This is a genomic window from Luteitalea sp., from assembly GCA_009377605.1.
GTDB lineage: Bacteria > Acidobacteriota > Vicinamibacteria > Vicinamibacterales > Vicinamibacteraceae > WHTT01.
This window is the reverse complement of sequence record WHTT01000062.1, coordinates 11894-37883: the sequence shown is the minus strand read 5'-3', so window position 1 is coordinate 37883 and position 25990 is coordinate 11894. Positions and strand designations below refer to the sequence as shown.

24 protein-coding genes are annotated in these 25990 nt (G+C 65.5%); 10 read left to right on the top strand and 14 right to left on the bottom strand.

The features are described 5' to 3' along the window. Nucleotides 1–39 precede the first annotated feature (39 nt). From GEV06_19255 to GEV06_19235, 5 genes are all read right to left on the bottom strand, one after another. On the bottom strand, nucleotides 40–912 hold the full coding sequence (locus GEV06_19255) for a YihY family inner membrane protein (protein MPZ20030.1): 873 nt from the start codon (nucleotides 910–912) through the stop codon (nucleotides 40–42). A gap of 310 nt (nucleotides 913–1222) precedes the next feature. Then, entirely contained in the window at nucleotides 1223–1603 is a 381-nt protein-coding gene (locus tag GEV06_19250; GenBank protein ID MPZ20029.1) for a hypothetical protein, read from the bottom strand. A gap of 37 nt (nucleotides 1604–1640) precedes the next feature. After that, nucleotides 1641–1988: a hypothetical protein gene (locus GEV06_19245; protein MPZ20028.1), complete on the bottom strand. Its 348-nt coding sequence runs from the start codon at nucleotides 1986–1988 to the stop codon at nucleotides 1641–1643. A 43-nt stretch (nucleotides 1989–2031) separates the two neighbouring features. Continuing rightward, the gene (locus tag GEV06_19240; GenBank protein ID MPZ20027.1) at nucleotides 2032–3552 is read right to left on the bottom strand and encodes a response regulator; all 1521 of its coding nucleotides are present in this window, start codon (nucleotides 3550–3552) and stop codon (nucleotides 2032–2034) included. Between the two features lie 23 nt (nucleotides 3553–3575). After that, nucleotides 3576–4301, bottom strand: coding sequence for a protein-L-isoaspartate(D-aspartate) O-methyltransferase (locus GEV06_19235; GenBank protein MPZ20026.1), 726 nt, complete (start codon nucleotides 4299–4301; stop codon nucleotides 3576–3578). A 30-nt stretch (nucleotides 4302–4331) separates the two neighbouring features. Here GEV06_19235 and GEV06_19230 point away from each other — a divergent pair, with 30 nt between their 5' ends. The 7 genes from GEV06_19230 to GEV06_19200 all read left to right on the top strand — a co-directional run bounded on the left by GEV06_19230 (nucleotide 4332) and on the right by GEV06_19200 (nucleotide 11482). After that, on the top strand, nucleotides 4332–5939 hold the full coding sequence (locus GEV06_19230; protein ID MPZ20025.1) for a methylcrotonoyl-CoA carboxylase: 1608 nt from the start codon (nucleotides 4332–4334) through the stop codon (nucleotides 5937–5939). A 13-nt stretch (nucleotides 5940–5952) separates the two neighbouring features. Next, complete coding sequence (locus tag GEV06_19225; GenBank protein ID MPZ20024.1) at nucleotides 5953–6822, top strand: hypothetical protein; 870 nt, start codon at nucleotides 5953–5955, stop codon at nucleotides 6820–6822. 110 nt (nucleotides 6823–6932) lie between these two features. Next, nucleotides 6933–8474, top strand: a complete 1542-nt coding sequence (locus GEV06_19220) for an ATP-grasp domain-containing protein (protein ID MPZ20023.1) — start codon at nucleotides 6933–6935, stop codon at nucleotides 8472–8474. Further along, entirely contained in the window at nucleotides 8471–9043 is a 573-nt protein-coding gene (locus GEV06_19215) for a hypothetical protein (GenBank protein MPZ20022.1), read from the top strand. Before GEV06_19220 ends, GEV06_19215 begins: the two co-directional genes overlap by 4 nt. A gap of 23 nt (nucleotides 9044–9066) precedes the next feature. Then, nucleotides 9067–9984 carry a hydroxymethylglutaryl-CoA lyase gene (locus tag GEV06_19210; GenBank protein ID MPZ20021.1) on the top strand — a complete coding sequence of 306 codons (918 nt, stop codon included), beginning with the start codon at nucleotides 9067–9069 and terminating at the stop codon, nucleotides 9982–9984. Between the two features lie 159 nt (nucleotides 9985–10143). After that, nucleotides 10144–10458, top strand: coding sequence for a type II toxin-antitoxin system prevent-host-death family antitoxin (locus tag GEV06_19205; protein ID MPZ20020.1), 315 nt, complete (start codon nucleotides 10144–10146; stop codon nucleotides 10456–10458). A 106-nt stretch (nucleotides 10459–10564) separates the two neighbouring features. Beyond that, nucleotides 10565–11482, top strand: a complete 918-nt coding sequence (locus GEV06_19200; protein MPZ20019.1) for a tetratricopeptide repeat protein — start codon at nucleotides 10565–10567, stop codon at nucleotides 11480–11482. 85 nt (nucleotides 11483–11567) lie between these two features. Here GEV06_19200 and GEV06_19195 read toward each other — a convergent pair whose 3' ends face one another. Then, nucleotides 11568–11747: a hypothetical protein gene (locus tag GEV06_19195; protein MPZ20018.1), complete on the bottom strand. Its 180-nt coding sequence runs from the start codon at nucleotides 11745–11747 to the stop codon at nucleotides 11568–11570. Nucleotides 11748–12018: 271 nt separating this feature from the next. On the opposite strand from GEV06_19195, the gene GEV06_19190 reads away from it, so the two are divergent. Then, nucleotides 12019–13176: a SagB/ThcOx family dehydrogenase gene (locus GEV06_19190; GenBank protein MPZ20017.1), complete on the top strand. Its 1158-nt coding sequence runs from the start codon at nucleotides 12019–12021 to the stop codon at nucleotides 13174–13176. Between the two features lies 1 nt (nucleotide 13177). Here the strand turns inward: GEV06_19190 and GEV06_19185 are convergent, their stop codons facing one another. The 6 genes from GEV06_19185 to GEV06_19160 all read right to left on the bottom strand — a co-directional run bounded on the left by GEV06_19185 (nucleotide 13178) and on the right by GEV06_19160 (nucleotide 22938). Then, entirely contained in the window at nucleotides 13178–15925 is a 2748-nt protein-coding gene (locus GEV06_19185) for a protein kinase (GenBank protein MPZ20016.1), read from the bottom strand. A 212-nt stretch (nucleotides 15926–16137) separates the two neighbouring features. After that, on the bottom strand, nucleotides 16138–16482 hold the full coding sequence (locus GEV06_19180; protein MPZ20015.1) for a hypothetical protein: 345 nt from the start codon (nucleotides 16480–16482) through the stop codon (nucleotides 16138–16140). A gap of 56 nt (nucleotides 16483–16538) precedes the next feature. After that, nucleotides 16539–19214: a protein kinase gene (locus GEV06_19175; GenBank protein ID MPZ20014.1), complete on the bottom strand. Its 2676-nt coding sequence runs from the start codon at nucleotides 19212–19214 to the stop codon at nucleotides 16539–16541. A 10-nt stretch (nucleotides 19215–19224) separates the two neighbouring features. Continuing rightward, nucleotides 19225–19521: a hypothetical protein gene (locus tag GEV06_19170; GenBank protein ID MPZ20013.1), complete on the bottom strand. Its 297-nt coding sequence runs from the start codon at nucleotides 19519–19521 to the stop codon at nucleotides 19225–19227. An 18-nt stretch (nucleotides 19522–19539) separates the two neighbouring features. Then, nucleotides 19540–22284: a protein kinase gene (locus tag GEV06_19165; protein MPZ20012.1), complete on the bottom strand. Its 2745-nt coding sequence runs from the start codon at nucleotides 22282–22284 to the stop codon at nucleotides 19540–19542. An 18-nt stretch (nucleotides 22285–22302) separates the two neighbouring features. After that, entirely contained in the window at nucleotides 22303–22938 is a 636-nt protein-coding gene (locus tag GEV06_19160; GenBank protein MPZ20011.1) for a sigma-70 family RNA polymerase sigma factor, read from the bottom strand. 239 nt (nucleotides 22939–23177) lie between these two features. Here GEV06_19160 and crcB point away from each other — a divergent pair, with 239 nt between their 5' ends. Further along, nucleotides 23178–23552 (top strand): fluoride efflux transporter CrcB, encoded by a 375-nt coding sequence (gene crcB, locus GEV06_19155; protein ID MPZ20010.1) that lies wholly within the window; start codon nucleotides 23178–23180, stop codon nucleotides 23550–23552. A 7-nt stretch (nucleotides 23553–23559) separates the two neighbouring features. Next, nucleotides 23560–23928 carry a DUF190 domain-containing protein gene (locus GEV06_19150; protein ID MPZ20009.1) on the top strand — a complete coding sequence of 123 codons (369 nt, stop codon included), beginning with the start codon at nucleotides 23560–23562 and terminating at the stop codon, nucleotides 23926–23928. Here the strand turns inward: GEV06_19150 and GEV06_19145 are convergent. After that, nucleotides 23925–24737, bottom strand: coding sequence for a hypothetical protein (locus GEV06_19145; protein ID MPZ20008.1), 813 nt, complete (start codon nucleotides 24735–24737; stop codon nucleotides 23925–23927). The genes GEV06_19150 and GEV06_19145 overlap by 4 nt on opposite strands. A 26-nt stretch (nucleotides 24738–24763) precedes the next feature. After that, on the bottom strand, nucleotides 24764–25801 hold the full coding sequence (locus tag GEV06_19140; protein ID MPZ20007.1) for a diguanylate cyclase: 1038 nt from the start codon (nucleotides 25799–25801) through the stop codon (nucleotides 24764–24766). Nucleotides 25802–25990: the final 189 nt, after the last annotated feature.

The following is a 25990-nucleotide window of genomic DNA, read 5'->3' as shown; positions in this document are numbered from 1 at the left end:
AGAGGGGACATTTCTATTTCGCTAAGAACGGGGACATTTCTATTTCGCCTTGACAGCCCACGCCACGGTGAACTCGACGCCGTAGAGCAGAATGACCGAGGATAGGAAGACCCACCACAGAAAGACGACGACGGCCGCGAGAGATCCGTGGACGCTGAATCCAGAGAGCTCACGCACGTACCAAGAGAAGCCGAAGAGCGCGCCTCGCCAGAGCAGCCCCGTGAGGATCGCGCCCGGCCACACGTCACGAAAGCGCACCCGATTGGTGTTGGGCACGAAATAGAAAAGCAGTGCTACGCAAACGATGAGGACCAGGGTTGTCGCCCCCTCGAAGAGAAGGCTTCGCAGCACGTGGAGGCCAGGCAGGTGCTGCAGCACGAGGGTGAACCACTCGGTGCCGGCAATGCTGCGTGCGCTCAGCAGGAGCAGGCCGGCCAGAAACAGGGCCCCCGCCGCGAGGAGCATGAGAAACGAGATCAGCTTGTGCTTGAGGAAGTTCGGTTGTCTCTCCACGCCCCAGGCGTGGTTGACCGCCTTGGTCACTGCACCAAAGAATCCCAGCGTCGCCCAGAGCATGAGCACGCTGCCAACCACACCGAGCGCACGCGTCCGCTGAAGGCTCTCGACTTGGCTCCTCACGAACTGGAAGCCCTCTGGAAAGTACTGCAACGCGAAGTCCAGGACGGCTTTTCGATCGTCGGCATCGGCCGTGAGCAGGCCGAGGAGCGACAGGAGGAGCAGGAGGGATGGAACGAGCGATAGCAGTGCGTAAAACGCGATCGACGAGGCGAGCGTGAGATTGTTGCTATTGAGAAATTGCAGCAGCCCGCGCCACGCCGCCACGCCAATCGCCCGTGGCAAGGCACGCAGCTCGGCGACAACTCTGCCCGGAGCAAGGAGCGGTCGCAGCACGAGTCAAATCACGAAGCGCAACCCGCTCGCACCCGCAACCCCGGCGCGACAGGAAGGCGAGCAGGCAGACGCGAGCCTGGCGGCGAGGCCAACTCCGCGGATCGCGGCGCTCCGGCCTCATGAGTGAGTGGAGATGACGCACGCACACACAACACGACGTGTTCGGCGAGCCCCCGACCATCGGCCGAAGGTAGGGACGCCTCGCCGAGGCGTCCGCCACGATAGCGCGCGCTCGCCGGCCTGCCCGCCAGGCCGCAGGTAACGAGAACGCACCAGGAATGTCACCCGACGGAGGCGTCGGACCTGTTCGCTAACCTACGACGTCCTTGGCGCGCTCTCGCAACGAGTCGGCCGCCTGCGAGGCCTCGTCGAGCGCCTCGTGACCGGCTTCCGTCCCGTGCTCCGTCCCGCGCTCCGTCCTGGGGTGCCGGGTGCGCTCCACGACGTCCCGGGCGCGGCCGTAGGCGTCACGTCCGACCTCGACAGCGTGTGACATCTGCTCCTGCGACTGATGCAATGTCTCTGACGCACGGCGGCGTAGGTCACCGGCCGATGCGGCCACCGTCCGCCGGACCTCCGATCCTCGTCGCGGCGCCAGCAGGAGCCCCAGACCTGCCCCCACGAGCAAGCCCGCGAAGAAGCCCATCAGCAGTCCACGGTTCTGTGTCCCAGCACCTTCTTCGTGTGACATGGTGTCCTCCTACCTTCTACCTCATCAGCACGACGGATCAATGCGGGCGTGTTCCGGCATCCCAGCGCTTGTCGAACGGGGTGTCCGACACGCCCTTCGCGGAACGGCGCTCTTCAGAGAGCTCATCAGGGTGCTCCGAGTTACCTGCCTTTGGCGTTGTCTCCTCCAAGATCTTCTGGATCGAGCGCCAGCTTTCTTCCGCCACACCCCGCGCTTTGTGCACCGACGCTTGCAGCCGCTGCATACTCCGGAGGAATTCGTCCAGCCTCGGTTCGAACTGCTCGCGCACGGTCCGGCCGCGAGACGTCAACATCAAGAAGCCCGCTGCCGCACCAACCGCCGCGCCAACCAGCGCCGAGAGCAACACCCGTTCTCGTTCCGCCATGGTTTCCTCCACCCGTCCGTACCCCTTACAAATAGCGTACCAGTCAACCTCGATCCAGCTCCGGGCTCGGACGACGGCGCGCTGCGCGTCCCGCCCCGAAAATCGCATGCTTGCGCATCTTGCTGTAAAGCGTCGGCCGATACAGGCCGAGGATCTGCGCCGCCTCCTGCTTGTTCCAATTCGTGCGCTGCAACGTCTGCAGAATGGCCATGCGTTCGATCTCGGCCAATGTGCAATTGGGTGGGATTTGCAGCTCCGACTGTCTCGGCCCCTCGTCGCGAATGGTCTCGGGCAAGTCGTGGACAGCCACCTCACTGCCGCGCGCCACGAGCACGGCGCGCTCGATGGCGTTTTCGAGCTCGCGCACGTTGCCGGACCAGCGGTGTCGCATCAGGAGATGGTACGCCGACGGGGCAATGATCTTGACGCGTCGCTCGTGCTCGGCGTTGTACTTCTCGAGAAAGTACTCGCAGAGCAAGGGGATGTCCTCCGCATGCTCTCTGAGCGGCGGTACTTTGATCGTAATCGTATTGATGCGGAAGTACAGGTCTTCTCTGAGCCGGCCGTCGCGCAAAGCCGCCTCGATGTCCACGTTGGTGGCGCAGATCAACCGAAAGTCCACCTGCACGACACGGTCGCTCCCGACGGGGCGAAACTCGCGCTCTTGCAGCACGCGCAACAACTTCGTCTGCACGTAGGGCGGCATTTCACCGATCTCGTCCAGCAGCAACGATCCCCCCTGCGCCAGCTCGAGGAGACCGCGCTTGTCGGCCAGCGCGCCCGTGAACGCGCCTTTCTTATAGCCGAACAGCTCCGACTCGATCAGCTCCTTCGGGATCGCCGCGCAGTTGATCTTGATGAAAGGGCTCTCGGTGCGCTTGCTGTGCGCGTGAATGGCATTGGCAATGAGCTCCTTGCCGGTCCCGTTCTCACCTTGAATCAGAATGTTCGCGTCGCTCGCGGCGACGCTCTGGACGAGCTCCATGAGCTCGCGCACAGCCTTGCCTCGACCAATCACCTCGCCGAACGACGCCGGACGCTGCAGCTGACGGCGAAGGCGCTGGTTCTCGGAACGGAGCGCCCGCCGCTCGAGCGCTCGTTCGACAACAGCCCGGAGGGTGTCGGGCTCCACCGGCTTTTCGACAAATGTGTAGGCCCCAGCGTTCATCGCCTCGACCGCCTGCGAGACACTGCCGTGTCCGGTGAGAATGACTACCTCGATCGCCTCGTCGGTGCCTTTGAACCAGCGGAGCAGGTCGAGCCCGTCGGTATCCGGCAACCAGAGGTCGATCACGACCAGGTCCGGCCGCCAGGTGTCGAACGCATTCTTCCCTTCCGCGCCGTCGGTCGCCGTTCGGACCTCATAGCCTTCGGCGTTCAACAGCACCGAGACCCACTCGCCCATTGTGGGCTCATCGTCGATGAGCAGCACCCGAAACTTGCGCTTCTCCGTCATCCAATGCCAACCCTGAAAACCGCCCGGCCAGATCCGATCCTTACTCCACGGGCCACTGGGTGTCCAGTACCAATACGGCAAGCGCGACAGCGTCTGAAATCGAAACACATCGTGTAAGAGACACTCGGATCCTATCCCTGTGGTGAGGACCAACCGGAACGGCCGATGAGCGGGACGAAGACACAGCCGCCGAGCGAGGATTCGGTGAAATTCCTGCCCTGTCGCTCGACCAAGAGGAGCGTCTGAATGTCGAGCGGACCGACGGGAATGATGAGCCGGCCGCCGTCGGCCAGGCGGGCGCGGAGGCGGTCCGACACCGCAGGTGCGCCAGCGGTCACGATCACCGCGTCGAAGACCAGACCGGGACGAAGGGCCTCCACGCCGTCAGCAACGACGAGGTGGACTCCCTCGAGGCCAAGGCTCTGGAGCGCATCATGGGCCCGTCGCGCCAGACCGACCATGCGCTCGATCGAGAGCACCTGATCGACGAGCCGCCCGAGCACGGCCGCCTGGTAACCCGACCCGGTGCCAATCTCGAGCACACGGTCGCCCTGCCGCAGACGCGCGGCCTCGGTCATGGCGGCGACGATGTAGGGCTGAGAGATGGTTTGCCCTTCGCCAATGGGCAAGGCGCCATCGTCGTAGGCATGCTGGCGCAACGCCGCGGGCACGAAGAGGTGGCGCGGCACCTCGCGCATGGCCGAAAGGACCCGCGCGTCGCGCAGGCCCCGGGCGGCGATTTGGTCCTGGACCATCCGCTCGCACTCGCCGCGCCAGTCGCCGTTCACATCGGACGTCCCTTGACGGCCCGGCGATTGGGGGCTGGGCACGGCGTCCCCGTTCCGGCCGTTTCCCATCCCTCATATAATGCCGATGCCAACCACGCAATGGAAATTCTTGAAACGCAGGTCCAGGTCAGCAGCGATGAATTCAGGGCCAACGCCGCCCGGACGGAAGCGCTGATCGCAGAGTTGTCGGCTCGGCTCGGGAGCGTGCGCGAGGGCGGTGGGACGCGAGCCCGTGAACGGCACCAGCAACAAGGCAAGCTCTTCGTCCGCGACCGTATAGCACGGCTGCTCGATCCCGGCTCGCCTTTCCTGGAGCTGTCACCGCTGGCGGCTTGCGACATGTACGAAGGCGAGGCGCCGGCTGCGGGCTTGGTCACAGGTGTGGGGCGCGTCTCGGGTCGCGAGGTGATGATCATTGCCAACGATGCGACCGTCAAGGGCGGCACCTATTACCCGACTACCGTGACGAAGCATTTACGGGCGCAGCAAGTGGCGCTCGAGAACCGCCTGCCGTGCCTCTACTTGGTGGACTCCGGCGGTGCGTTCCTCCCGTTGCAAGCGGAGGTATTTCCAGACCGCGGGCACTTCGGCCGCATCTTCTACAACCAGGCCATCATGTCCGCGGCACGCATTCCGCAGATTGCGGTCGTGATGGGATCCTGTACTGCGGGTGGCGCGTACGTGCCGGCGATGTCGGACGAAACCATCATCGTGCGCGGCACCGGCACGATCTTCCTCGGCGGGCCACCGCTGGTGAAAGCTGCCACAGGTGAAGATGTGACGGCAGAGGAGCTCGGCGGCGCGGATGTGCACACGCGGTTGTCGGGTGTCGCGGACTACTTCGCCGAGAACGATGAGGACGCTCTCCACCTTGCACGGACGATTGTCTCAACACTCAATACGACGAAGCAGCTTCCGATGGATCGCACGACGCCGGAGCCGCCCCGATATGATCCGCGTGAGCTGTACGGCATCATTCCAGCCGACACCCGCAAGCCGTACGAGGTCCACGAGGTCATCGCGCGCCTCGTCGATGACTCCCGGTTCGACGAGTTCAAGGCGCGGTATGGCACCACGCTCGTCACCGGCTTCGCTCGGCTGCACGGGTTCCTCGTCGGCCTGGTTGCGAACAACGGTGTGCTCTTCTCCGAATCGGCGCTCAAGGCCACGCACTTCATCCAGCTCTGCAACCTGCGTGGCATTCCTCTCCTCTTCTTGCAGAACATCACGGGCTTCATCGTCGGCAAGCAGTACGAGCGTGGCGGCATCGCGAAGGACGGCGCCAAGATGGTGCACGCCGTGGCGAACTCCGTCGTGCCGAAGCTCACCGTGATCATCGGCGGCTCGTTTGGCGCAGGCAACTACGGCATGTGTGGGCGTGCCTACGATCCGCGGCTGCTGTGGATGTGGCCCAACGCGCGAATCTCGGTCATGGGCGGCGAGCAGGCCGCCGGCGTGCTGGTGACGGTCAAGCGCGATCAGCTGGCGCGGGAGGGCAAGACACTATCGGCCGAAGAAGAAGCGGCCATTCGTGATCCGATTCTCGCGAAGTACGAGCACGAAGGCTCACCCTACTATTCCACCGCACGTCTGTGGGACGATGGGATCCTGGATCCTGCGGAGACGAGGGAGGCCGTGGCGCTCGGACTGTCGATGGCGTTCAACGCGCCCGTCCCGGATGCGAGGTTCGGTGTGTTTCGCATGTAGGCGCCTTCTTACTATGAGCTACCGGTTTCTCCACACCGATCGTGACGGCGCGGTCGAGCACGTCACGTTGAATCGACCAGCCATCCGAAACGCCATCAACGACGAAGTGGTGGCGGAGCTGCACACATGGGCGCTCCGAGCAACGACGAGCGCGGGGTTGCGTGCCGTCGTTTTGGCTGGCGCAGGCCCCATCTTCTGTGCCGGGGCCGACGTGGCGTGGATGCAACGGACCCTCACCTACACCGAAGAGGACAACCTGCGTGACGCGCGGGCTCTGGCGGAGATGCTGGAGGCACTGAACACGCTGCCACTGCCGGTGATTGCTCGGGTCCAGGGCGCGGCGCTGGGTGGTGGCGCCGGCCTTGCGGCGATCGCCGACATCGTGGTTGCCGCCGACGATGCGCTGTTCGGATTCACGGAGACGCGGCTTGGGATACTCCCAGCGACCATCGCACCCTATGTCATCGCGAAGATTGGCGCGACACAGGCGCGACGATGGTTTCTCACGGGCCAGCGGTTCGACGCCGCCGCCGCGCACGCCATGGGTCTCGTGCACCGGGTGGTGCCCGCGGCCGATCTCGATCGCGCGGTTGTCGAGGAGGTGGCACAGATCCTCGCGGCGGCGCCCGGCGCCATTGCACAGGCAAAGGCGCTCATCGCGAGCGTCGCCGGCCGGCCGATGCAGGACGTGAAGGAGCTGACCGCGCAGGCGATTGCGTCGCAGCGTGTGTCGCCGGAGGGTCAAGAGGGATTGCGAGCCTTTCTGGAAAAGCGCGAGCCGGGGTGGATTGTAGAGGGGTCAAGGGGTCAAGGGGTCAAGGGGTCAAGGGGTCAAGGGGTCAAGGGATCGAGGGATCGAGGGATCAAGGGATCAAGGGATTGAGGGATCAAGGGGTAAAGGGATCAAGGGGTAAAAGGCAAAAAGAGAGAATGGGCATACCCGTACGCTCGAACAAGCCCTCCCTAGATCCCTAGACCCCTAGACCCCTTGGAATGCGAGCGAAGCGAGCCCTCATGATAAGACGCCTGCTCATTGCCAATCGAGGCGAGATCGCGGTACGCATCATTCGCGCCTGCCGCGAGCGCGACATCGAGGCGGTCGCGGTGTGTTCGGCGGCGGACCGCGGCGCTATGCACACGCGGTTGGCAGACCGAGTCGTGGAGATTGGGCCGGCTCCGGCTGCCGAGAGCTATCTCGCGGTTCCTCGGATCATCGCGGCCGCGCAGCAGGTTGGGGCCGACGCCGTGCATCCCGGCTACGGCTTTCTCAGTGAGAATCCGGCTCTGGCAGCAGCGTGCCACGAGGCGGGCCTTCTGTTCGTGGGGCCGCCAGCCGAAGTCATGGCGCGGATGGCCTCCAAGATTCACGCTCGCCGCTTGATGACCGAGGCAGGCATCCCCGTCGTGCCGGGTGTCGAGCCGGATGACCAAAGCGACGGTGCCCTGCGCAGCGCTGTGCTGCGGGTCGGATTGCCCACGCTCATCAAGGCCTCTGCCGGCGGCGGTGGCCGGGGCATGCGCGTCGTCCGCGCCAACACAGAGATAGACGAGGCCATCGCCGCAGCGCGTCGGGAAGCCACGGCTGCCTTCGGTGACGGGACACTCTACGTCGAGCGCTTACTCGAGCGACCACGTCACGTCGAAGTGCAGATCGTCGCCGACCAGCACGGCCACTGCGTGCACCTGTACGAGCGCGAGTGCTCGGTGCAGCGGCGCCATCAAAAGATCATCGAGGAAACACCGAGCCCGGCGCTGTCGCCGGCGCTGCGCGCACGGATGGGCGAGGTCGCTGTCACCGCGGCGAGGGCCGCCGACTATCGCAACGCCGGCACCGTCGAATTCATCGTCGAGGGAACGGGCGATGCGGCGCGTTTCTACTTTCTCGAGATGAACACGCGCCTTCAAGTCGAGCATCCAATCACGGAGGCGGTCGCCGGCGTCGATCTCGTCGGAGCGCAGCTCGCGGTGGCAGCGAGTGAGACGCTGCCCTGGACGCAAGCGGAGATCACACCGCGCGGGCACGCCATCGAGTGTCGCGTGTACGCGGAAGACCCCGCACACGATTTCGTGCCCCAGGCCGGGCGCCTCTTGCTGTATCGGGAGCCGTCGGGTCCCGGCATCCGGGTCGACTCGGGCGTCGCCGAGGGAGACGAGGTCGGCGTCCACTACGACCCATTGCTCGCCAAGGTCGTGGTCTGGGCGGAGGATCGACCACGGGCGGTCGAGCGCGCCCTCGCAGCTCTCGCGCAATATGCCGTGCTGGGTGTTCGTACGAACATCGGCTTCCTGCGCCGTGTGCTTCACCACACGCGGTTTCGCGCTGGCGACGTCGACACCGAGCTCATCGACACGGAACGGGACAGGCTGCTGGTCCCACCGCCGCAAGCCACCTTGCGCCGAGCGGCAGCCGCAGCGGCGGCCGTCGCCGGCGCGCCCCAGCTGCCTGTGTCGGCCAGCGCGCGTCAGCTGTCTCCGTCGGTGGATCCGTGGGACACACTTCGTGGCTGGCCGGACAAGTCGAGCTCTCCATCATGACGCTCGAAGCACGGTTCGACGGCGATGTGTTCTCGGTGGAGACTGCGGGAGAGACGGTCTCCGTTACAGGCGGGGTTGATGAAGAAGCGACAACGCGCTTCGTGGTCCAGCCGCTTGGTGATCACGCGTTTCGCGTGAGTGAGACCTCCGACGCCGCGCCATCACGCGTCGCCCTGGCCGTTCGTGATGGAAACAGCACTTGGGTGTTCGTCGACGGCGAGGTCGTCGTGCTGGAGTTGCAGACATCACAGCGCCGACGCGCGCGTCGGCGCAGCAGCGCTCACGATGCGCTCACAACGCCAATGCCCGCCACCGTCGTGCGGCTCTTCGTCGAGCCAGGCGATCGTGTGACCCAGAACATGCCGCTCGCGATTCTCGAAGCCATGAAGATGGAGCTGCCGCTCCGAGCACCACGGGACGGTGTCGTGCGACGCGTGATGTGCCACGAGGGAGATCTCGTGCAGCCAGGTCCGCCCCTCATCGAGCTGGAACCCTTGAGAACCGAAAACGGACGCCTCGGCGAGGCGTCCCTACCACGCGGTAGGGCGCGTTCGCCGAACGCGCCGTGAGCGTCGTCGCCGCTCGAATAACCATGCGCCCCTCGCTTCCGTCACGAGTCGCCGTCGTCGAGGTCGGACCGCGCGACGGCTTGCAGAACGAGCAGGCAGTGGTTCCGCCAGATGCGAAGGCCACGTTCATCGGGAAGCTGGCAGATGCTGGGCTTCGGGCGATCGAAGCGGGCGCGTTCGTCAGTCCCACGTGGGTCCCACAGATGGCTGACACGGCGGAGGTCCTCAGCCGGCTGCCACGTCTCTCCGGGATTCGGCTGAGCGCGCTCGTGCCCAATCGCAGAGGGCTGGAGCGCGCGCTGGCGTCGGGCGTGCGAGAGGTGGCGGTCTTCGCTGCGGCATCGGAGACCTTCAGCCATAAGAACATCAATCAGAGCGTCGACGCGTCGCTGGCGTCCTATGCCGAGCTGTGTGCCGACGCCATCGAGCGAGGCGTGCGCATACGCGGCTACGTGTCTACCGCCTTTGGTTGCCCGTACGAGGGTGCGGTGCCGGAGGACCGTGTGCTCGAGGTCTGCGAGCACCTGCTGGATATGGGTGTCTTCGAGGTAGCCGTCAGCGACACGATTGGCGTTGCGCACCCGGGCCAGGTCCACCAGCTGCTCGACCGACTCCTCGCACGGCTGCCGCGCGCAAAGCTTGCCCTGCACTTCCACGACACGCGTGGCACGGCGCTGGCCAACGTGCTCGCCGCGCTCGAGCACGAGATCACGACATTCGACGCCTCTGCCGGCGGCCTTGGCGGCTGTCCCTATGCGCCGGGCGCGACGGGCAATCTGGCGACCGAGGATCTGCTCTACCTCCTCGACGGGCTCGGCATCAACACCGGCGTGAATCTCGCGGCGGTGATCGAGGCCTCCCAGTTCATCGAGCCGTTCGTGGGTCACGCGTTGCCGTCACGGTACTATCGCGCGCTCAGAGCCACGACTACGGGTGCTTGAACCGCTTGTCACAATTCCGCGGCCGGGAACCAGCTCGCCCTACCCTCGCCCTTTCGACGCTCCCTCCCGGTTCACAGTCCTAAGCTCACGAGCTGGTAGAATAGGACCATATATGGTCTATATTTGGACCGAAACGGATCGTCGCAAAGGCTCGCGCAAATGAAACTCAGCGAATCGGTCAAGTCGATCAGCTATCTCAAGAACCACACCGCCGAGGTGCTACGGCAGCTCAGGGTCAGCGAGGGAACTCTGGTGATCACACAGCATGGTGAGGCCAAAGCGGTGCTTCAGGATATTGCCGACTATGAGCAGACCCAAGAATCCCTTGCACTGCTCAAGATGCTGGCTCAAAGCTCCAAGAGCCTTCGTGAAGGCCGTAGCAAGACCCTCAAGCGGGCCTTCGCTGATATCCGCAAGCAGTTAGGAGCATCGCGATCGCGGCGACTGCCATTGGATCGTGCGGCGTCAGCGTAACAACAGAACGACGGGCTGGCGCACACCTTGCGCCGGGCTCGAGGTAGCGGGTTCCGGGCACAACTCCGATTGGACGGTGACGAGCCAATGCCGAGATAATACGGTCGTGCGATGTGAGAGACATGTTGTGCTCGTCGTGGCGCTGTGCACGACGCTGCTCTATGTCTGCGCTTGCAGACCTGCGCCGGAGGAGACGCTGGAGCGAGCGCGCCAGCTCGATCTCGACGGTAGCCACGACGAGGCAATTGCCGCGTATCAGAAGCTGCTCCAGCAGACGCCGGACTCCTTCGACGCACACTACGGCATCGCGCGCGCCTTCGACTTGGCGGGGAAATACGATGAGGCACGGCGGCACTTCGCGACAGCGATCGAGCTCGCTCCGGAGGACACGAAGGACCAAGCGCTGCGGATGATGGGCGTGTCTCACGCCTTTGTCCGCGACGCGGCTGGTGCCGCAACCTATTTCGAGAGGGTCGTCCGGCGGCGCGTCGAGGCTGGCGACTTCGTAGGCACCGCCGAAGTCGCAAACGAGCTGGGCCGCGTGTATCTCGAGCTCGGCGAGCCCGACGCAGCGTTGCGGTGGTACCGCACGGGATACGAAATGGCATCGCGTGAGCCGGATCAACCAGCCTCGCTCACCGACCTCACGGAGCTCCGGTGGGCGCATGCCCAAGCGCGGATCGCCGCCCATCGAGGCGACGCATCAGAGGCACGGCGGCTGGAGGCGGTCGTCAAGACGCTGCTCGACAAGGGAAGCAACCCCGACCAGCAGGCACAGTATCCGTATCTGCGTGGTTACATCGATCTTCATCTCGGGCATCACGAAGAGGCGATCGCGCAACTGCAACAGGCGGATCAGGACGATCCCTTCGTCCTGCTGCTGCTTGCCCAGGCATTCGAGAAAACAGGGAACGCAGACAAGTCTCGTGAATACTATCGGAAGGTACTGGCGTCGAGCTCTCACGCCGTGAACAACGCGTTCGCGCGCCCCGTGGCACGCGACAGGCTCGGACAGAACCGCTGAGCGAGCATGGTTGCTTGCAACACGAACGAGGGCGAGAGTGTAAGCGATCGCACTCGATAGTGGCGATCGCTGTGCGAACCGCGGGTCAGCCGCGCGCCAGAATGACGCTGATTATCGTCACGAGTGTCGTGAACTGGAGACCGACCAGCCAGACGAACTGCCGCGACATCCTGTCGTGCAAACTGTCGTGAAGACGATCCAGGCGTTGATCCAGACGCCGGATGTCTTGTCGGATGTCCGCAAAGACCTGCGATTGTTCGCTCATTTGCCCCTCGATGTGAGCGACCCTCTGTTGCACTGCACCCATCGCTTACCTCCGCGAGCATAGCGTCGTCTCGGGACCTTTTTCAAGCCCCAGAATGCCGGACAGAGCGCACGATCCGTGCCAAGCGGATTCCAACGGAAACAGTCGAAGCGGGCTCGGCACCGCGTTGTAATCGCGCAGATATTGCAGCGGGAGTCGACGGAAACAGTGCGGAGTTTGCCACCGTCACTATTTGGCCAGCTACGGCATCTTCGGATAGAGTCCAGTCGCGATGTCTCCAGCGCGTCGGTTACGTCCGGTTCTCGTTCGCTATCGCCGCGCCGCCACGATCGTTTGTTACTGGAGGGATGGGCGCCTGTATCTCGAGAACTATCGCACGCGTGTACGTGTGCCGGCACAGCTCGTACTGATTCAGGTGCTCGATGCCTTCGACAGGTGGCGGACGATTCGAGCCGCGCAACGTCGACTCGGCGGAGTGGATGCACCCGCGCTAACGCAACTGGTCGAAGCACTGAGTGAGGCAAGGCTCCTGGAGCGTTCCACGGCCTCGCGACCGCCTGCTGCCAGTGGTCTCGGACGATGGGTGAGCTGGGGGCCAGAGGCGGCATTCTTTCACTTCGCGTCGCGTGACGTGACGTTCGAGCCGCCAGCGCTCGCCCGCAAATCTCAACGTGCCAAGGCCCGGCGCAATCCGCCGCCGCGCCCCATCAAGCAGGTACGCGCCCTGTCGCGTATTGCGCTTCCCGCACCTGTCGTCGACGCGTCGCTCGTGCCGACGCTGCTCGAGCGGCGCACGTGGCGCCGCTTTGGTACCGAGCCGCTCACGCTGGTCCAGCTCGCCACGCTGGCGGGGCTCACCTGGGGCGTACAGCAATGGGTTGACGGCGGCGTGTTCGGGAAGATTCCGCTCAAGACGTCGCCCTCGGGAGGTGCGCGGCACAGCATCGAGGTGTACGTCGTCGCGCTGGACGTCGCAGGCTTGAAGCCAGGCTTGTACCACTATCGTGGCGACGTGCACCGGTTGGATCTCATGCGCCGCGGTGCGACGCCAGAGGAGGTCCGGGCGTTCTTGCCCTCGCAGGATGGCTACGGTGGCGCCGCCGCGCTATTTCTCATGACGTCGGTCATTCCCCGAGTGGAGTGGCGCTATCCATCATCACGTGCCTATCGCGTCATCTTGCTCGAGGCGGGACATTTCTGTCAGACCTTCTGCCTGGTGGCCACGGCGCTCGGTCTGGCACCGTTCTGCACCGCCGCGCTGGCGGACACGCGCGTCGAAGATACCGTGGGTGTCGATGGGGTGAACGAGACCGTGCTCTACGCAGCCGGTGTCGGCTCGCGACCGCCAGGCGTTGCCTGGGCTCCCTATCCCGATACGCCGCGGGCGCCTCGTCGCTCTGTCCCGGCGTGGAAACGACAGGCGAAATGAATCACTCCAGCCCGAGACGGGCCATCAGCGCAGCGTACCGTGGATCCTCACGAATCGGATCAAACCGCGGGTCGACGGCGAGATAGAGGATGGGGGGCGATTTCGTCTCCATCGCAACATCGAGCCACTTGAACGCTTCGTCACGCCGCCCGAGCGCCATGAGGGTGAAGGCAATGGATTCCGGCATAACCGCCCCCTCCTGTTTCTGGTGTGCTCCCACCATGTCGGCGAGGATGGCTTGGGCATCGCTGTGGCGCCCCACGCCAACCAGGGCCTGCGCGACCTCTGAGCGTAGTGACTGCCACTCGCGATCGGTCGCCAATTGCTTCGGATCGTCGAAGCGCGCCTCCTTGGCGCTCAAGGTCGCCTCGCACTGTGCCAGCGCCTCGCGCGTCCTGCTCATCGCACGGTAGACTCGACACAGTCCCTGGTGAGCAAACGCGTGCGCCGAGTTCAGGCTCAGCGCATGATTGAGATCCTCGGCGGCGCGGTCGTAGTGTCGCGCGAAATACTGCGTCATGCCCGCGTATCCCGCGATGGTCGCCGACAGCGGATTCAGCCGGCGCCCTTCGCTGATGACGCGCAGCGCCTCGTCCGTCCGCCGGCGCGACGCCAAGAACATGGCATAGCGATAGCGCGCCACTTCGTGCGCGGCGTCGAGCCTCAGGGCGCGTTGGAATTGCTTGTCGGCCTCCGCCCAATTTCCATCTTCGACGAAGGCGATGTCCGCCAGGACGAAGTACGCCTCTGCCAGATCGGGGTTGACCGCCAAGGCCTGTGTTGCCGCCTCGCGCGCATTGGTGATGAGCGCGTTGCGCTGCCGGGCCGGGGCCAGATAGCGGCTCCACAAGTAGGCCTGCCCGAGTGCCGCATCCGCTTCGGCAAAGCCAGGCTGCAGGTTGCGCGCCTTCTGCAATAGCTGGATGGCCCTATCCGGCGAGGGCGGCGGCATCAACGCGTAGCGGCCGCGAAGGTAAGCGTCCCACGCGTCGGGGTTGACGCTTCGCGCCTCGCGTCGCGCGCGGCGCCGCTCGGCCGACAACGCCGCGGCGATACGCTCGGCAATGTCCGTGGTGAGACGAAATGACTCCCGAACCGGCGCCTTGAGCTCCGGCAAGGGCCGCGCCTGATCTTGGCCGGCCCGCGTGAGCGACACGGACACGACGAGCATGTCGCCCTGTTGTCCCGCTCTTCCCTCGACGAGCACATCGGCGCCAAGGCGCTCGAGCACGCGCTGCGACGGTGTGCCGAGCGGTAACTCGTCGACGCTCGCCACGGGCGCAATCGACAGCGGAGCGTCCAACATCCCGAGCTGTCGGCCGATCTCACTGGTGAGCCCGGAGGCGAGCACTCTATCCTCGCCGGTCATGGCCTCGAACGGACGTATCACCAGTAAGGGGATGTCGGGGGAATCCGCAGCGGGCCGCCACCCGCGCTGCCACAGCAGAGCGAGCGCCACGAGGAGGAGCAATCCGACGACGGCAATCGCTGCGACGGCACGCAGTCCCTGGCTGGGGCGCCACGCCGGGCGCTCGGGCGCGGCTGGTCGGGCACGCGCCGGCGCCTCAGCCTTCGCCGCGCGCCGCGTCCTCAAATGCTCGTAAGGAACGGGGAGCGGCACGGGGGCGCCGATGTCGAGTCCGAGGGACGTCGCGAGCGCCGCCTGCATCGCTCCCGCGCTCTGATACCGCAACTGGGGATCCGGGTGTAGGGCGCGCTCGACGACGGCCACGAAGCCATCCGGAAGGTCGTGCCGCGCGTCGTGCAGCGGCGTACGGTGGCCCCCGGCGTGCGCGGTGCGCAGCGTATCGAGCGACATCGCGCGCACGGGATAGGCTCGCGTCACGAGGTGGTAGAGCAGGACGCCGACGGCATAGATGTCGCTCTGGACCGTGGCGTCGGACTCGCCGCTCACGAGCTCCGGCGCCAGGTACATCGGTGTGCCCGTCATGCGCGCGCGTGGGGAAGGCTCCGCGCCGTCTAGGAGCCGACCCGCGCCGAAGTCCATGAGAACGACGCGTCCGCCGTGCTCCCGCATCACGTTCTGCGCTTTGAGGTCGCGATGCACGAGGCCCGCGCCATGCACAGCGGCCAGGGCCCGACACAGGTCTTGGCCGATGAGCGCCGCTTCGCGCGCGCTATATGGTCCCTGCCGGGCGAGCAACGCTGCAAGGGTGCTGCCGTGGACGAACTCCATCCACAACCCGACGCGGTCGTCGTGCTCTTCCACGCCGTAGACGGTCACGACATTCAGGTGTCGGATGCGCGCGAGCGTGCGGCCCTCGTGCAGGACGCGCTGGACCAACCGTGTGCGCGACGCCTCCGGCCGCAGCAGCTTCAACGCCACGTCGCGGTGGAGCCGCGTGTCGTGCGCGCGATAGACCTCGCCAAACGTCCCTTCGCCCACCTTCTCCACGAGCTCGAGATGTCCCCAGCGCTCCGCTGATCGTGCGGGGGGCTCCGGTGGCGCCACGGGAGGCGGCGGCTTGGCGACGGACTTCGCCGTGGGCGGTGCGGGTTGCGCAGGCGGCGCGGGCTGAGGGGCCGGCGCGGGCGCGGCCGCCGGCGGCTCCGGCTCCCCTGCCACGCTGCGGTGCAGGTCGGCGATGCCGGCGAGCAACCGAAGTTGCCGAAGCAGACGCCGCTCCTCCTCGCTCAAGGCGGCCGCCTCGAGCGCCTCCCAGTTCACCTCAGAGCCGTCAGCAATGGACGATGCTGTGTCGAGGACCTTGTCCTGATCGGCGGACATGACTGAGTTTAAACACTACACGAAAATTGGGGCGCTACAGCAGAGGTCGAGACCCGAGGCGAAGGAACCACGGGCGAGGGGGGGCAAGGACAAGGACGAGGTGCCCAACCCGATCGGGGGAAGCCGCGCGCGCAAAGCGCTGCGGCCCGCGAGCGCGACAGGTTCGGCAGCCCCGGCCTTCAGGCCTGGGATAGACTTCGTCGCCGCGTACGTCATCCAAACGCCGGTGTCGACTCGCAAGCCAGGCGCATCTCGACACGCGCACGGCCAAGCTTGGCCTCCCAGTCCTCGCCGTCGGCCATCAGCGCCGCGGCCACGAATTCACCTGCTCGAGGCGCGCTCCGCGTGCGGCGCGCCGCCACATACTTATCGAGCGCCTCCACGATGCTTTTCAACGTCGGCGATGCCTGCCGACGCTTGCGTGGCTCGGCGGCCGGGCGCTTCGACCGCTTTCGCTGGCCCGCCGACTTTCTCGCCTTGGATGCGACCTTCGGAGGCCGCTTCTTTGCGGCTGCCCCTTTTCGTGCTCTGCGACTCTGAGTAGCTTTCTTTGCCATGACACCTCCCCTTGATGATCAATTCGACTGCCAGATTCTACTCGCCGCTCGGTCAGTTACATAGCTTGCTGCAGATCAGCCTCCACACGGGCCAGGAGTCCGGCAAATCGCCCATCTGACCGTAGTCGGTCGACATGGGGATCGACAGCGAGGAACCTGACGCCCCGTTCCTCCACGGCTTCTTCAAGCCAGCGAAAGGCCTCGTCGGTCTTCCCGAGGCTAGCGTACAAATAGGCAATCGCGTACGAACGCACGGCGTCGCTGCTCAAGCTCCGCGTGTGTAGAAGCTCTGCGAGGATCTGGCTGGCCTCCGCGTCCCGACCAGCCGCCGCCAGCGTCTGCCCGTATTCTGACTGCAACGTGCTCCACTCCACATCGAACCGTCGAATGCGCTCGCTCGGGACACTCGCTTTCTTCGCGTTGAGCGCATCAACACAGCTTCGAAGGGAACGTTCGAGGTCAGACTTGGCTCGATACGCGGCACACAATTGGAGATGGGCCGTACGGTGTTCCGGATCGCTCAGCAGCGCGCGCTCGAATGCCCGAATCGCGGCGTCATAGTCGCGACCATAGTAGTCGATCAGGCCGTCGTAAACGACGAATGTCGCCGAGAGGGGGTCGAGCCGACGCCCGGTGGCTGACACTCCACGGGCATCATCGGTGCGCCCCAGCGCCAAGAGCAGGACAGCAAACTCGAGACGCGTGGCTTCGTCCGCTGGATTGAGCTCGAGGGCACGCACATAGGAGTCTCGCGCGGTGTGGAGATTCCAATCGATTTGGTCCGCGATGGACGCCAGCACGCCATGCGCTTCCCCGGTGTTTGGATCGATCTGCAAGGCGCGCCCGGCGGCGTCTCGCGCCCGCTCGATCATCTGTGCCCGGTCAATGCCGGCAGGGAACGCACGTCGCCAGAAGTACGCGCGTGCAAGCGCAGCCCACGCCGGAGCGTAGACGGGATCGTGAGCCGTGGCCTTCTCCAGTAACTTGACCGCTTGCTGATAATCATAGTGCAGTAGGTGGTAGCGGCCCAGCAGATAGGTCCGATAGGCTTCATCGTCGGTTGTCGCCGGCGCTTGGGCAGCTTCCGCTTGCCGCCTCGCTTCCACGACCCGCAACACGTGTGCGACGGCGTCATGCTGGAGCTTGGACACGCGCCCGCTCGGCTGTTGCAGTGGCCAGCGCCAGGATGACGCTCCCACGCCCGCACGAACGAGTCTGATTGTTGCAAAGCCACCGCCGTCGTCCTCGTACGCCTCGCCCTCGACGAGGTACTGCGCGCCCAGCTTCTGGAGCAGCTCTTGTGCGCCGATGTTCTCCGGCAGCCGCTCAACGGTGTTGACCGGCATCACCGTGACCGCCTTTGTCGCGCGGGCCACCTCGGTAGCGATTTCAGCAGTCAGACCGGCTGCGAAATAGCGGTCGTCCGCGGTCGGCGCGGTCAGCGGCCGGACCGCAAGGAGGGGTGTGTCATCCGCAGACATTCCTTGGTTCCCGCCACGACGAAGAGACATCAACGCCACGCCAATGCCAAGGCAGAGCAGCACGCCAAGGGAGACAACGAGCGCGAGCTGGCGCGTGGTCCATCCATGCAAGAACCCAGGTGGCACAGCTGCCGTCGCAGGCCGCTCCTGGATCGCGGGCGAAGGTTCCTGAACGGCAAGCGACGTGGCGAGCGCCTTCTGGAACGCACCCGCGCTTCGATAGCGCTGCTCCGGCTCTGGCTCAATCGCGCGTTCGAGCGCGGACACGAACGTCTGCGGCAAGTCTTGACGCAGATCGATCAACGACGTGCGCTCCCCTTTCTCATGTTTCTCGCACAGCTCGTCGTAGCTCGACGCCTCCACCGGGAAGTGTCCCGTCACCAGATGAAACAGCAACACCCCAAGCCCGTACACGTCGCTCTGCGCGGTTGAGGACTCGCCCTCGATGACTTCTGGCGCAAGGTAGAGCGGCGTGCCAGTCACCCGTCCGGCTCGTCCAAGCCGTGGCACACGTTGGCGCTCGCCCGCACCAAAGTCCATTAAAACGAGGCGCCCACCCTCCTCGCGCATCACGTTCTGCGCTTTCAAGTCGCGATGAAGGAGGCTGGCCCCGTGGACGGCGGCCAGCGCGCGACACAAGTCCTGGCCAATCAGCGCTGCTTCCTCGGCGCTGTACGGTCCGCGGGTCGTCATGATGTTGGCAAGCGTCTCGCCGCGGATGAGCTCCATCCAAAGACCAACGCGGCCGTCGTGCTCCTCGGCGCCGTACACCGTGACAACGTTCTGATGGCGAACGCGCGCGAGAATGCGTGCCTCGTGCAGCATCCGCTTGGCACGATCGGCAGCGTTGCCACGCTCGACGCGCCACAGCTTCAGAGCCACGTCGCGACGCAACCGAATGTCGCGTGCACGATACACCTCGCCGAAGCTGCCCTCGCCGATCTTCTCGAGCAGTTGCAGGGGCCCCCATGTCGCAGGCCCTGGTTCACCCGCAGCCTCGGACTCAGGCTGCTCCAACGCATGCCGCCATGCGTCGCCACTGGCCGGCTCCCGCGGCACTGCCCCCTCGGCGAGCTCGGTGTCCGGCACGCTGCGGTGCACGTCCGCAATGCCGGCAACGACGCGAAGCTGCCGGAGCAGACGCCGGTCGCTCTCACGTGAGAGCGCCCGATCGATCTGCTCCCAGTCGATCTCCGCCCCGTCGGCCACTGAAGCCGCTGTATCGTTCAGATCGACGGCAAGATTGCTCATGATCGAATCATTAGAAAGTCGCGGGCACGTGGTAGGGAGGAGACCCCTTTCCGCAGGCCAGCGTCACGCGTGCCTTGCACTGTTCGAGAGTTGTGATGACCCGAACGAGCTCTCGGCTCGCAGCAGGTGTGAGCGCTGGCTTCTTCAGCAAGCGCTTCAGCGCGTTGGCGCGCTCATCGATAACAGCCACCAGGGGGTGGAGCGACTCTGGACAAACACCCGGCTGCTCCCACCGGGCGCCTTTGGCGGATCGAGTCGCCACGCGACGACGTGCACTGCCCTTTCTCGCCGTCTTGCTCTTGCTCATGTCCCCTCCTGATAGTCGTTAACGATGGTCGTCCCGACTGATCGCGGCAGCGATTCCCAGTCTCGACAGATACTCGTCGAAGCGATGATCGTGGCGGATGCCATCGAGGCGAGGGTCGGCCGCCGTAAACTGCACCTCACGCAAGCGCTCCTCGAAGGCTTCGTCTAGCCAACTGAACGCTTCATCCACATCGCCCAGGCTCGCGCGAACCAGAGCGAACCTGTAGGCGGACACAGCATCTGCATTCTGCTCGCGCCGATCGACGAGCGCAGCAAGGATTGCTTCTGCCTCTGCCCGCTCTCCGAGCGCCGCGTACACTTGTGCGATCTCCGCCTGAAAGCTGTTCCACTCGGGATCGACACCCTCCAACGACGCCTCACCAAGCTCGGCGCGCCTCGTGTCCGCCCCTCGCTGGCACGCTTCGCGCGCGGCAGCAAGGTCGCCCTGAGCGCGAAGGGCCCGGCACAACCCCACATACGGGGGAATAAGGCCCGGCTCCAGCGAGACCGCCGCGCGAAACTCGCGGATCGCGCGAGCATAGTCCCGTGCATAATAGTAGGCCATCCCGGCGTAACCGACCGTTTCCGCCGACAGCGGATTGAGCCGGCGGCCGCGCTCGATCTCGTCGATTGCCTCACTCGTCCGTCCCCGCGCTGCAAGAAACATGGCGAGCTCGAATCGCGCCACAACATCGCTCGGGTTCGACGCCAGCGCCATCCGGAACTCACGCTCGGCGCGCTCCCAGTCCCAGTCCTCCGTAAAGGCGATATCTGCCAGGACCGCGTGCGCTTCGGGCACGTCCGAGTCGAGCTCCAATGCCTTTTGACTCGATAGCCGGGCGGCTTCGATCGCCTCACGTCTCGTCTGCTGCACACCCAGTGACCAGAAGCGCCACAAGTAGACCTTGCCGAGCTCGGCCCACGCGTCCGCGAAGTCGGGCTGCAAGCTCCTTGCCTTGTTGAGGTATCCGATGGCTTCGTCGTACCGGCGTTGCGAGAACGCGTATCGCCCTCGCAGATATGAGTCATACGCATGCTCATTCACGGAAGCCTGACCAGCATCCGGCTTTCTCGTGCTCAGCCTTTCCGCGACGGTCCGAGCGATGTCATCCCGCAATCTCGAGAGCTGATCGTTCGGTCGCGTGAGCTGCTGGCGCCAAATCGGCGAGTCCGCACCGGCCCGGAGCAGTTGCACCCTGGCCGACGTGCTCTTGGAGCTCCGATCAATGGTGCCTTCGAGCAGGTACTCTGCGCTCAAGGCATGCAGCACGGTCGGACCGTCGGTTGCTGCGGGGAGCGTCCGAAGTGCATCGAGTGCGGCGACATCGAACCCGCCGCGCAACAAGCTGAGCTCCCGATGAACTTGCTCGCTCAAGCTGTTGGCCACGTGGCCGGATCCAGCCGTCGCCGATTCGAGTAGCCGAATGGCCAACAGAGGAAGGGCGGGCTCGCCTGGCGTGGACGGTACGCTCCGCGACCGGCTGACCACCCATAACGCGAGAAGCGCCAGCGTCAGAACGGCGGCAGCGCCGAGGAGGCGGCCGTACGAGCGCCAATGAAGCCACGGCCGAGCCGAGCCAGGCCCCCGCAGCACCGATGCCTGTGTCTCGTCCGTTGTCGTGACGACGGGCTGCTCGAGGCCGAACGCTCGACCGAGCGCACGCTGCACAACGCCGACACTTGCATATCGCCGCTCGGGCTCGACCTCGAGCGCGCGCTCGACGACCGACACGAAGCTATCGGGCAAGTCGGGCCGAACGTCGTGCAAGTTCGTGTGGGTGCGATGCGCGTGCTTCGAGCGCAGCTCCTCGAGCGTCTCCGCCTCGACCGGAAACCGGCCGGTCACCAAATAGAACAGCAGCACACCCAAGCTGTAGATGTCGCTCCGAACGCTTGCCGGGCCACCCGCGAGCACCTCCGGCGCCGTCGAGAGCGGCGTGCCCGTCACACGCACACGCCCGCTCCGCGTGGGCCGATCGCGCAACTCGCCCGCGCCGAAGTCCATCAGGACGACGCGCCCGCCCTGCTGGCGCATCACGTTCTGCGCCTTGATGTCACGATGCACGAGGCCGGCGGCGTGCACGGCGGCGAGCGCACGACACAGGTCCTGACCGATCAGTGTTGCCTCGCGCGCGCTGTACGGACCGTCGCGCGCCACCGAATCGGCCAACGTCCGGCCCTCCACGAGCTCCATCCACAACCCGACGCGCCCACCGTGCTCCTCGGCGCCAAACACGGTGACGACGTTCTGATGGTGAACACGCGCAAGCGCACGACCTTCGTGCAACAACCGCTCCGCCAGCGACGTGCGTGTGCGGGCATCGGCTCGCAGCAGCTTCAGCGCGACGTCACGTGACAGCCGCGTGTCGTACGCACGATAGACCTCGCCAAAGCTGCCCTCCCCCACCTTCTCCAACAAGTGGAGGTGCCCCCACACGTTGGGTGGCCGAGAGTCTGGACGCGGCGGCTCGGCAGTGGCTTGATCATCACGCGCAGGCGACCGCGTGAGCGGAAGCACGCGACCACCCGGCCGCGCAGGCTCCTCCGAGATCGTGGTCCACACCTCATCTATGTCCAACGGACGATAGTCTTCCTCATCGTCCGAGGTCGATCGATGGAGGTCGGCAACCCCCTGGACGACGCGGAGCTGGCGGAGCAGCCGGCGCTCCGCCTCGCTCGACACCGCGTCATCGGTGTCGTCCCAATTGATGGGGCTCCCGTCCGCGAGGGAGGCAGCCATGTCCAAGAAGCGATCCGTTGCCATGCGTACTGAAGCTCCGCCTCAAACCGCCGACCGAGCGCCAATCTCCTCCCGTGAGGCGTCGTCGTCGCGCGCATTCTCGTCCTGCCGACGAGCGCCGGCGGGAAGGCTGACCATCACTCGAGCGAGTCGTAGCAACGCTCGGCTCACGGCGACGCGGGCGGCGTCTGGGCTCGGCTTGCCGAGCAACCCAACCATGTCCCGAAACGTGTATTGCAGCTCCACACGCGCGACAATCAGCTCACGATCCGATGGCTTGAGCTGCGACAGCGCCACCTCGTAGCGCTCGACCGCCTCCCGACCTATCGCCACCTCGAGGGGCGACGCTTGACTGTCGAGCTGCTCCTCCGAGATCTCGGCGCACATCGGCCGCCGCCGCGCTCGGCGAATGACATCGCGAATGCGATTCTCGACGGCCTGTCTGAGATAGGCCAGCAGGCCGCCGGCGTGCCGGCACTCGAACTGATCCAGGCGCCGCAGCGTGCGCAGCACCGTGTCCTGGACAATGTCGTTCGTCTCGACCAGATCGCGCGCAAATGCCGGGACCCGTCCGTGCGCCCACCGCGCGAGCGGCGGCAGGCAGCGTTCGAACAGCAGATTGATGGCATCGGGATCGCCGGCGCGCCCACGCGCGAGCAGCGTTTCTGTAACGCTCATGGCGCCGACGGTGCGAGTGTTGGTCTCTTGTTGCGCTAGTCCGGACGAAATCACCGCGCGCTCCTCCCCGCGCTGCCGAAGCGCGGCGCAACGCGCTGGCACCGCCGCGCCGCGCTCCCGCGCACCTACAGCTTGTAACGCTTTGTCGTCGCTCGCCGAACAAGATGACGGGCGTCGGAACTAAGCTCGAGTATTGGACGGACATCGGGATACGGGCCGCATGCTACACTGCGCTCGCGGTGCGCACGTGGATCCTCATCGCCGTCGGCGGCGCTCTTGGCGCTGCGGGCCGCTACGCGCTGGCTGGCTTCGTGATGAATTGCGTCGCGCCGTTCTTTCCGTGGGGCACGTTCGTCGTGAACCTCCTCGGGTGCTTTCTCTTCGGTGTGACGTTTGGGCTAGCCGAGGAGCGCTTCGTCCTCGGCCCTTCCACTCGGGTGTTTCTCCTGATCGGCCTCCTGGGCGGCTTCACGACGTTCTCGAGCTTTTCGTTCGAGAGCCTGCAACTCCTTCGGGACGGCGAGATGGGGCGCGCGGCGTTCAACGCAGTCGGCCAGGTCGTCGGCGGGGTGGCCGCCCTCTGGCTTGGCTTGACCCTGACCCGACTTCTGTGAGGTGCTCGTGCGGATTCCCAGGGAAGGGAGGCTGCTGCGAATCTTCATTGGCGAGACCGACCGCTGGCACGGCCGGCCGCTCTACGAGGCCATCGTCGAGGAGGCGCGCCAGCGCGGTCTGGCGGGCGCCACCGTCTGGAAGGGCTTCATGGGCTTCGGCGCGCACAGCCGCGTGCACACCACGAAGATTCTGCGCCTGTCCGAAGACCTCCCTGTGGTGATTGAGATCGTCGACGCCCCGGAAAAAATCGAGTCGTTCCTGCCCGACCTCGACACGATGATTGAGGAAGGCCTCGTGACCGTCGAGCGTGCGGAGGTGGTGCTGTATCGCGCGCCGCAGAAATCGACGGACGAGCCGCGCGGGCGAGGGGCCTAACGGCTCACGAGTGCTTCACCCGCCTCCACGAGGCTCCGGTACTGCTTCCAGCCCACGAAGTTGCCGTCGCGCACGGCCTCGGCGCAGGCGGTGGCGACGTGCTCGAAGGGGCTCATGTGCCGATCGGCCAGCAGGCGCTCGTAGAGGTCGACATCCTTCTGGATATCGCGCTGTCCGAAGTGCGTGAGATAGCTCACGCGCGCGCAGCGCGCAACCGCGACCTTGCGCTGCACCTCCGACGGTACCTCCCGGTCGTCGTCACGGATGAACGGCAGGTGCCACGCGCCCGCCGGGACCGGCTGGGGCGTCGATTGCTCGTACGCCCCGCGCATCATCTCGGCCAGTGTGCGCAGCTCCGGCTGTGCGTCTCGATGACATCTGAGGGCAAAGAAGTTCTCATACGTCGTGCCGGACAAGACCACCGTGATCCACATCCACGGCTCGAGCATTCGATTGACGATCTGCTTGTGGCCGCCCAGCTCCAGAAGGCGGCCCGCGGTCGCCACGGCCTGGTCGCGCGCCTCGAGCCAGAGGCGTCGAGCTTCCTCTTGTTCGATCGACGCCAGCTCCTCCCGCGCCTGCATCCCCGCCTGGTTCTTCCCCCACCAGACGGGCACCGCGGGCTCGGTGACCACCTGCTCGACGAGCTTCCTGACCGGAATGGCCCGCGAGCTGGAGGAGTTGCGGCTGAACACCCGGTGCGTCAGCAGCTCCGCATGCACAAAGCGTGGATACGTGAGGACGAACGTCGTCAACCGACATCCGGCGGGCGAAACGCTGTCGAGGAGGACCTCAACGCGATAGGGCATCAGTAGTGGGCAGTATGACCGCGGCCCTAGCCGCGGTCGGCGACGACGACGTGGTTACGGCCGCCGGCTTTGGCGAGGTAGAGCGCGCGATCGGCAGCCGCGTACAACCCATCAGGGTGCGGCATTGAATCCTCCAGCACCGCGACACCAAACGAGCAGGTGATGCGGCTGGTCGTGCCGGAACCACTGAAGGCGAGCCGCTCGATCACCTTGCGCAGCTTCTCGGCGAGCGCGCGCGCGCCGTCGGCATTGGTCTCGGGGCACAGCACCGCGAACTCCTCCCCTCCCACGCGCGCGAGCACCTGCTCCTGTCGAATGAGCTCCTCGACCGCGCGCGCCAAGCCACGGAGCACGGCATCGCCGCCGAGATGTCCGAATGTATCGTTGATGCGCTTGAAGTGGTCGACGTCGAAGAGCACCAGCGCGAGGGCCCGGCCGTAACGTCGTGCTCGTGCAAACTCTCGCTCGAGCTCCTGCTGGAACTTGCGGCGGTTGTACAGGTTCGTGAGCCCGTCGCGAATGACGAGCTCGTAAATGGCCTCGTGGTAGGCGTTCTCGGTATCCGCCTCGTGCAAGAACTTGAAGACCACGGCACCCACCTGAAAGCGGTCGCCACTTTGGAGCGGCCGAGCCTCCACCACCTGCTCCTCATTGAGGTAGGTGCCGTTGCGGCTCCCGAGATCCGCCAGCATGATGACATCGTCACGGTAGGTCAGTCGTGCATGGCGGCGCGAAATCGACGGCACCTCGGGAAAGCTGATCTCGGTCTGCAACGACCGCCCGATCTCCAACACCGAGCCCGGCGTGACGCGATAGCGTCGGCCAAGCGACCGGGGATCCGGGTGTGCGATGACGATGAGATTCGCCTCGGCGCCACGCCCGCGATACTGTTCGCCGAGCGCCGAGTCATGGACCGTCATTTCCATGCTCGAGGCGAGCGGCAGCACGTCGGTCGCCGAGCGTGGATCCGGCCAGTTAGCTCTGTCTGTCACGTCGCCTCCCCCTAGGCAGTCGTGACCCGCCGGGCCGCACGCGAGCGGGCCGACGAAGGGCATGACGAACATCGCTCGAGCACATCGGATGTGACGATCATCGCGCGAAGGCGGCCGTCCCCGGCGACCGATGGACCCATCCACAGATATAGCAGCGCCTTCCGCACGGCCCGAGGGGAGGCGAGCCGAGTGTTGCGGTCCGAAGCCTGCGCCGCGCGCGTGGCCGCAAACCCAACGCGTCCACAGCACCAAACAGCCCCT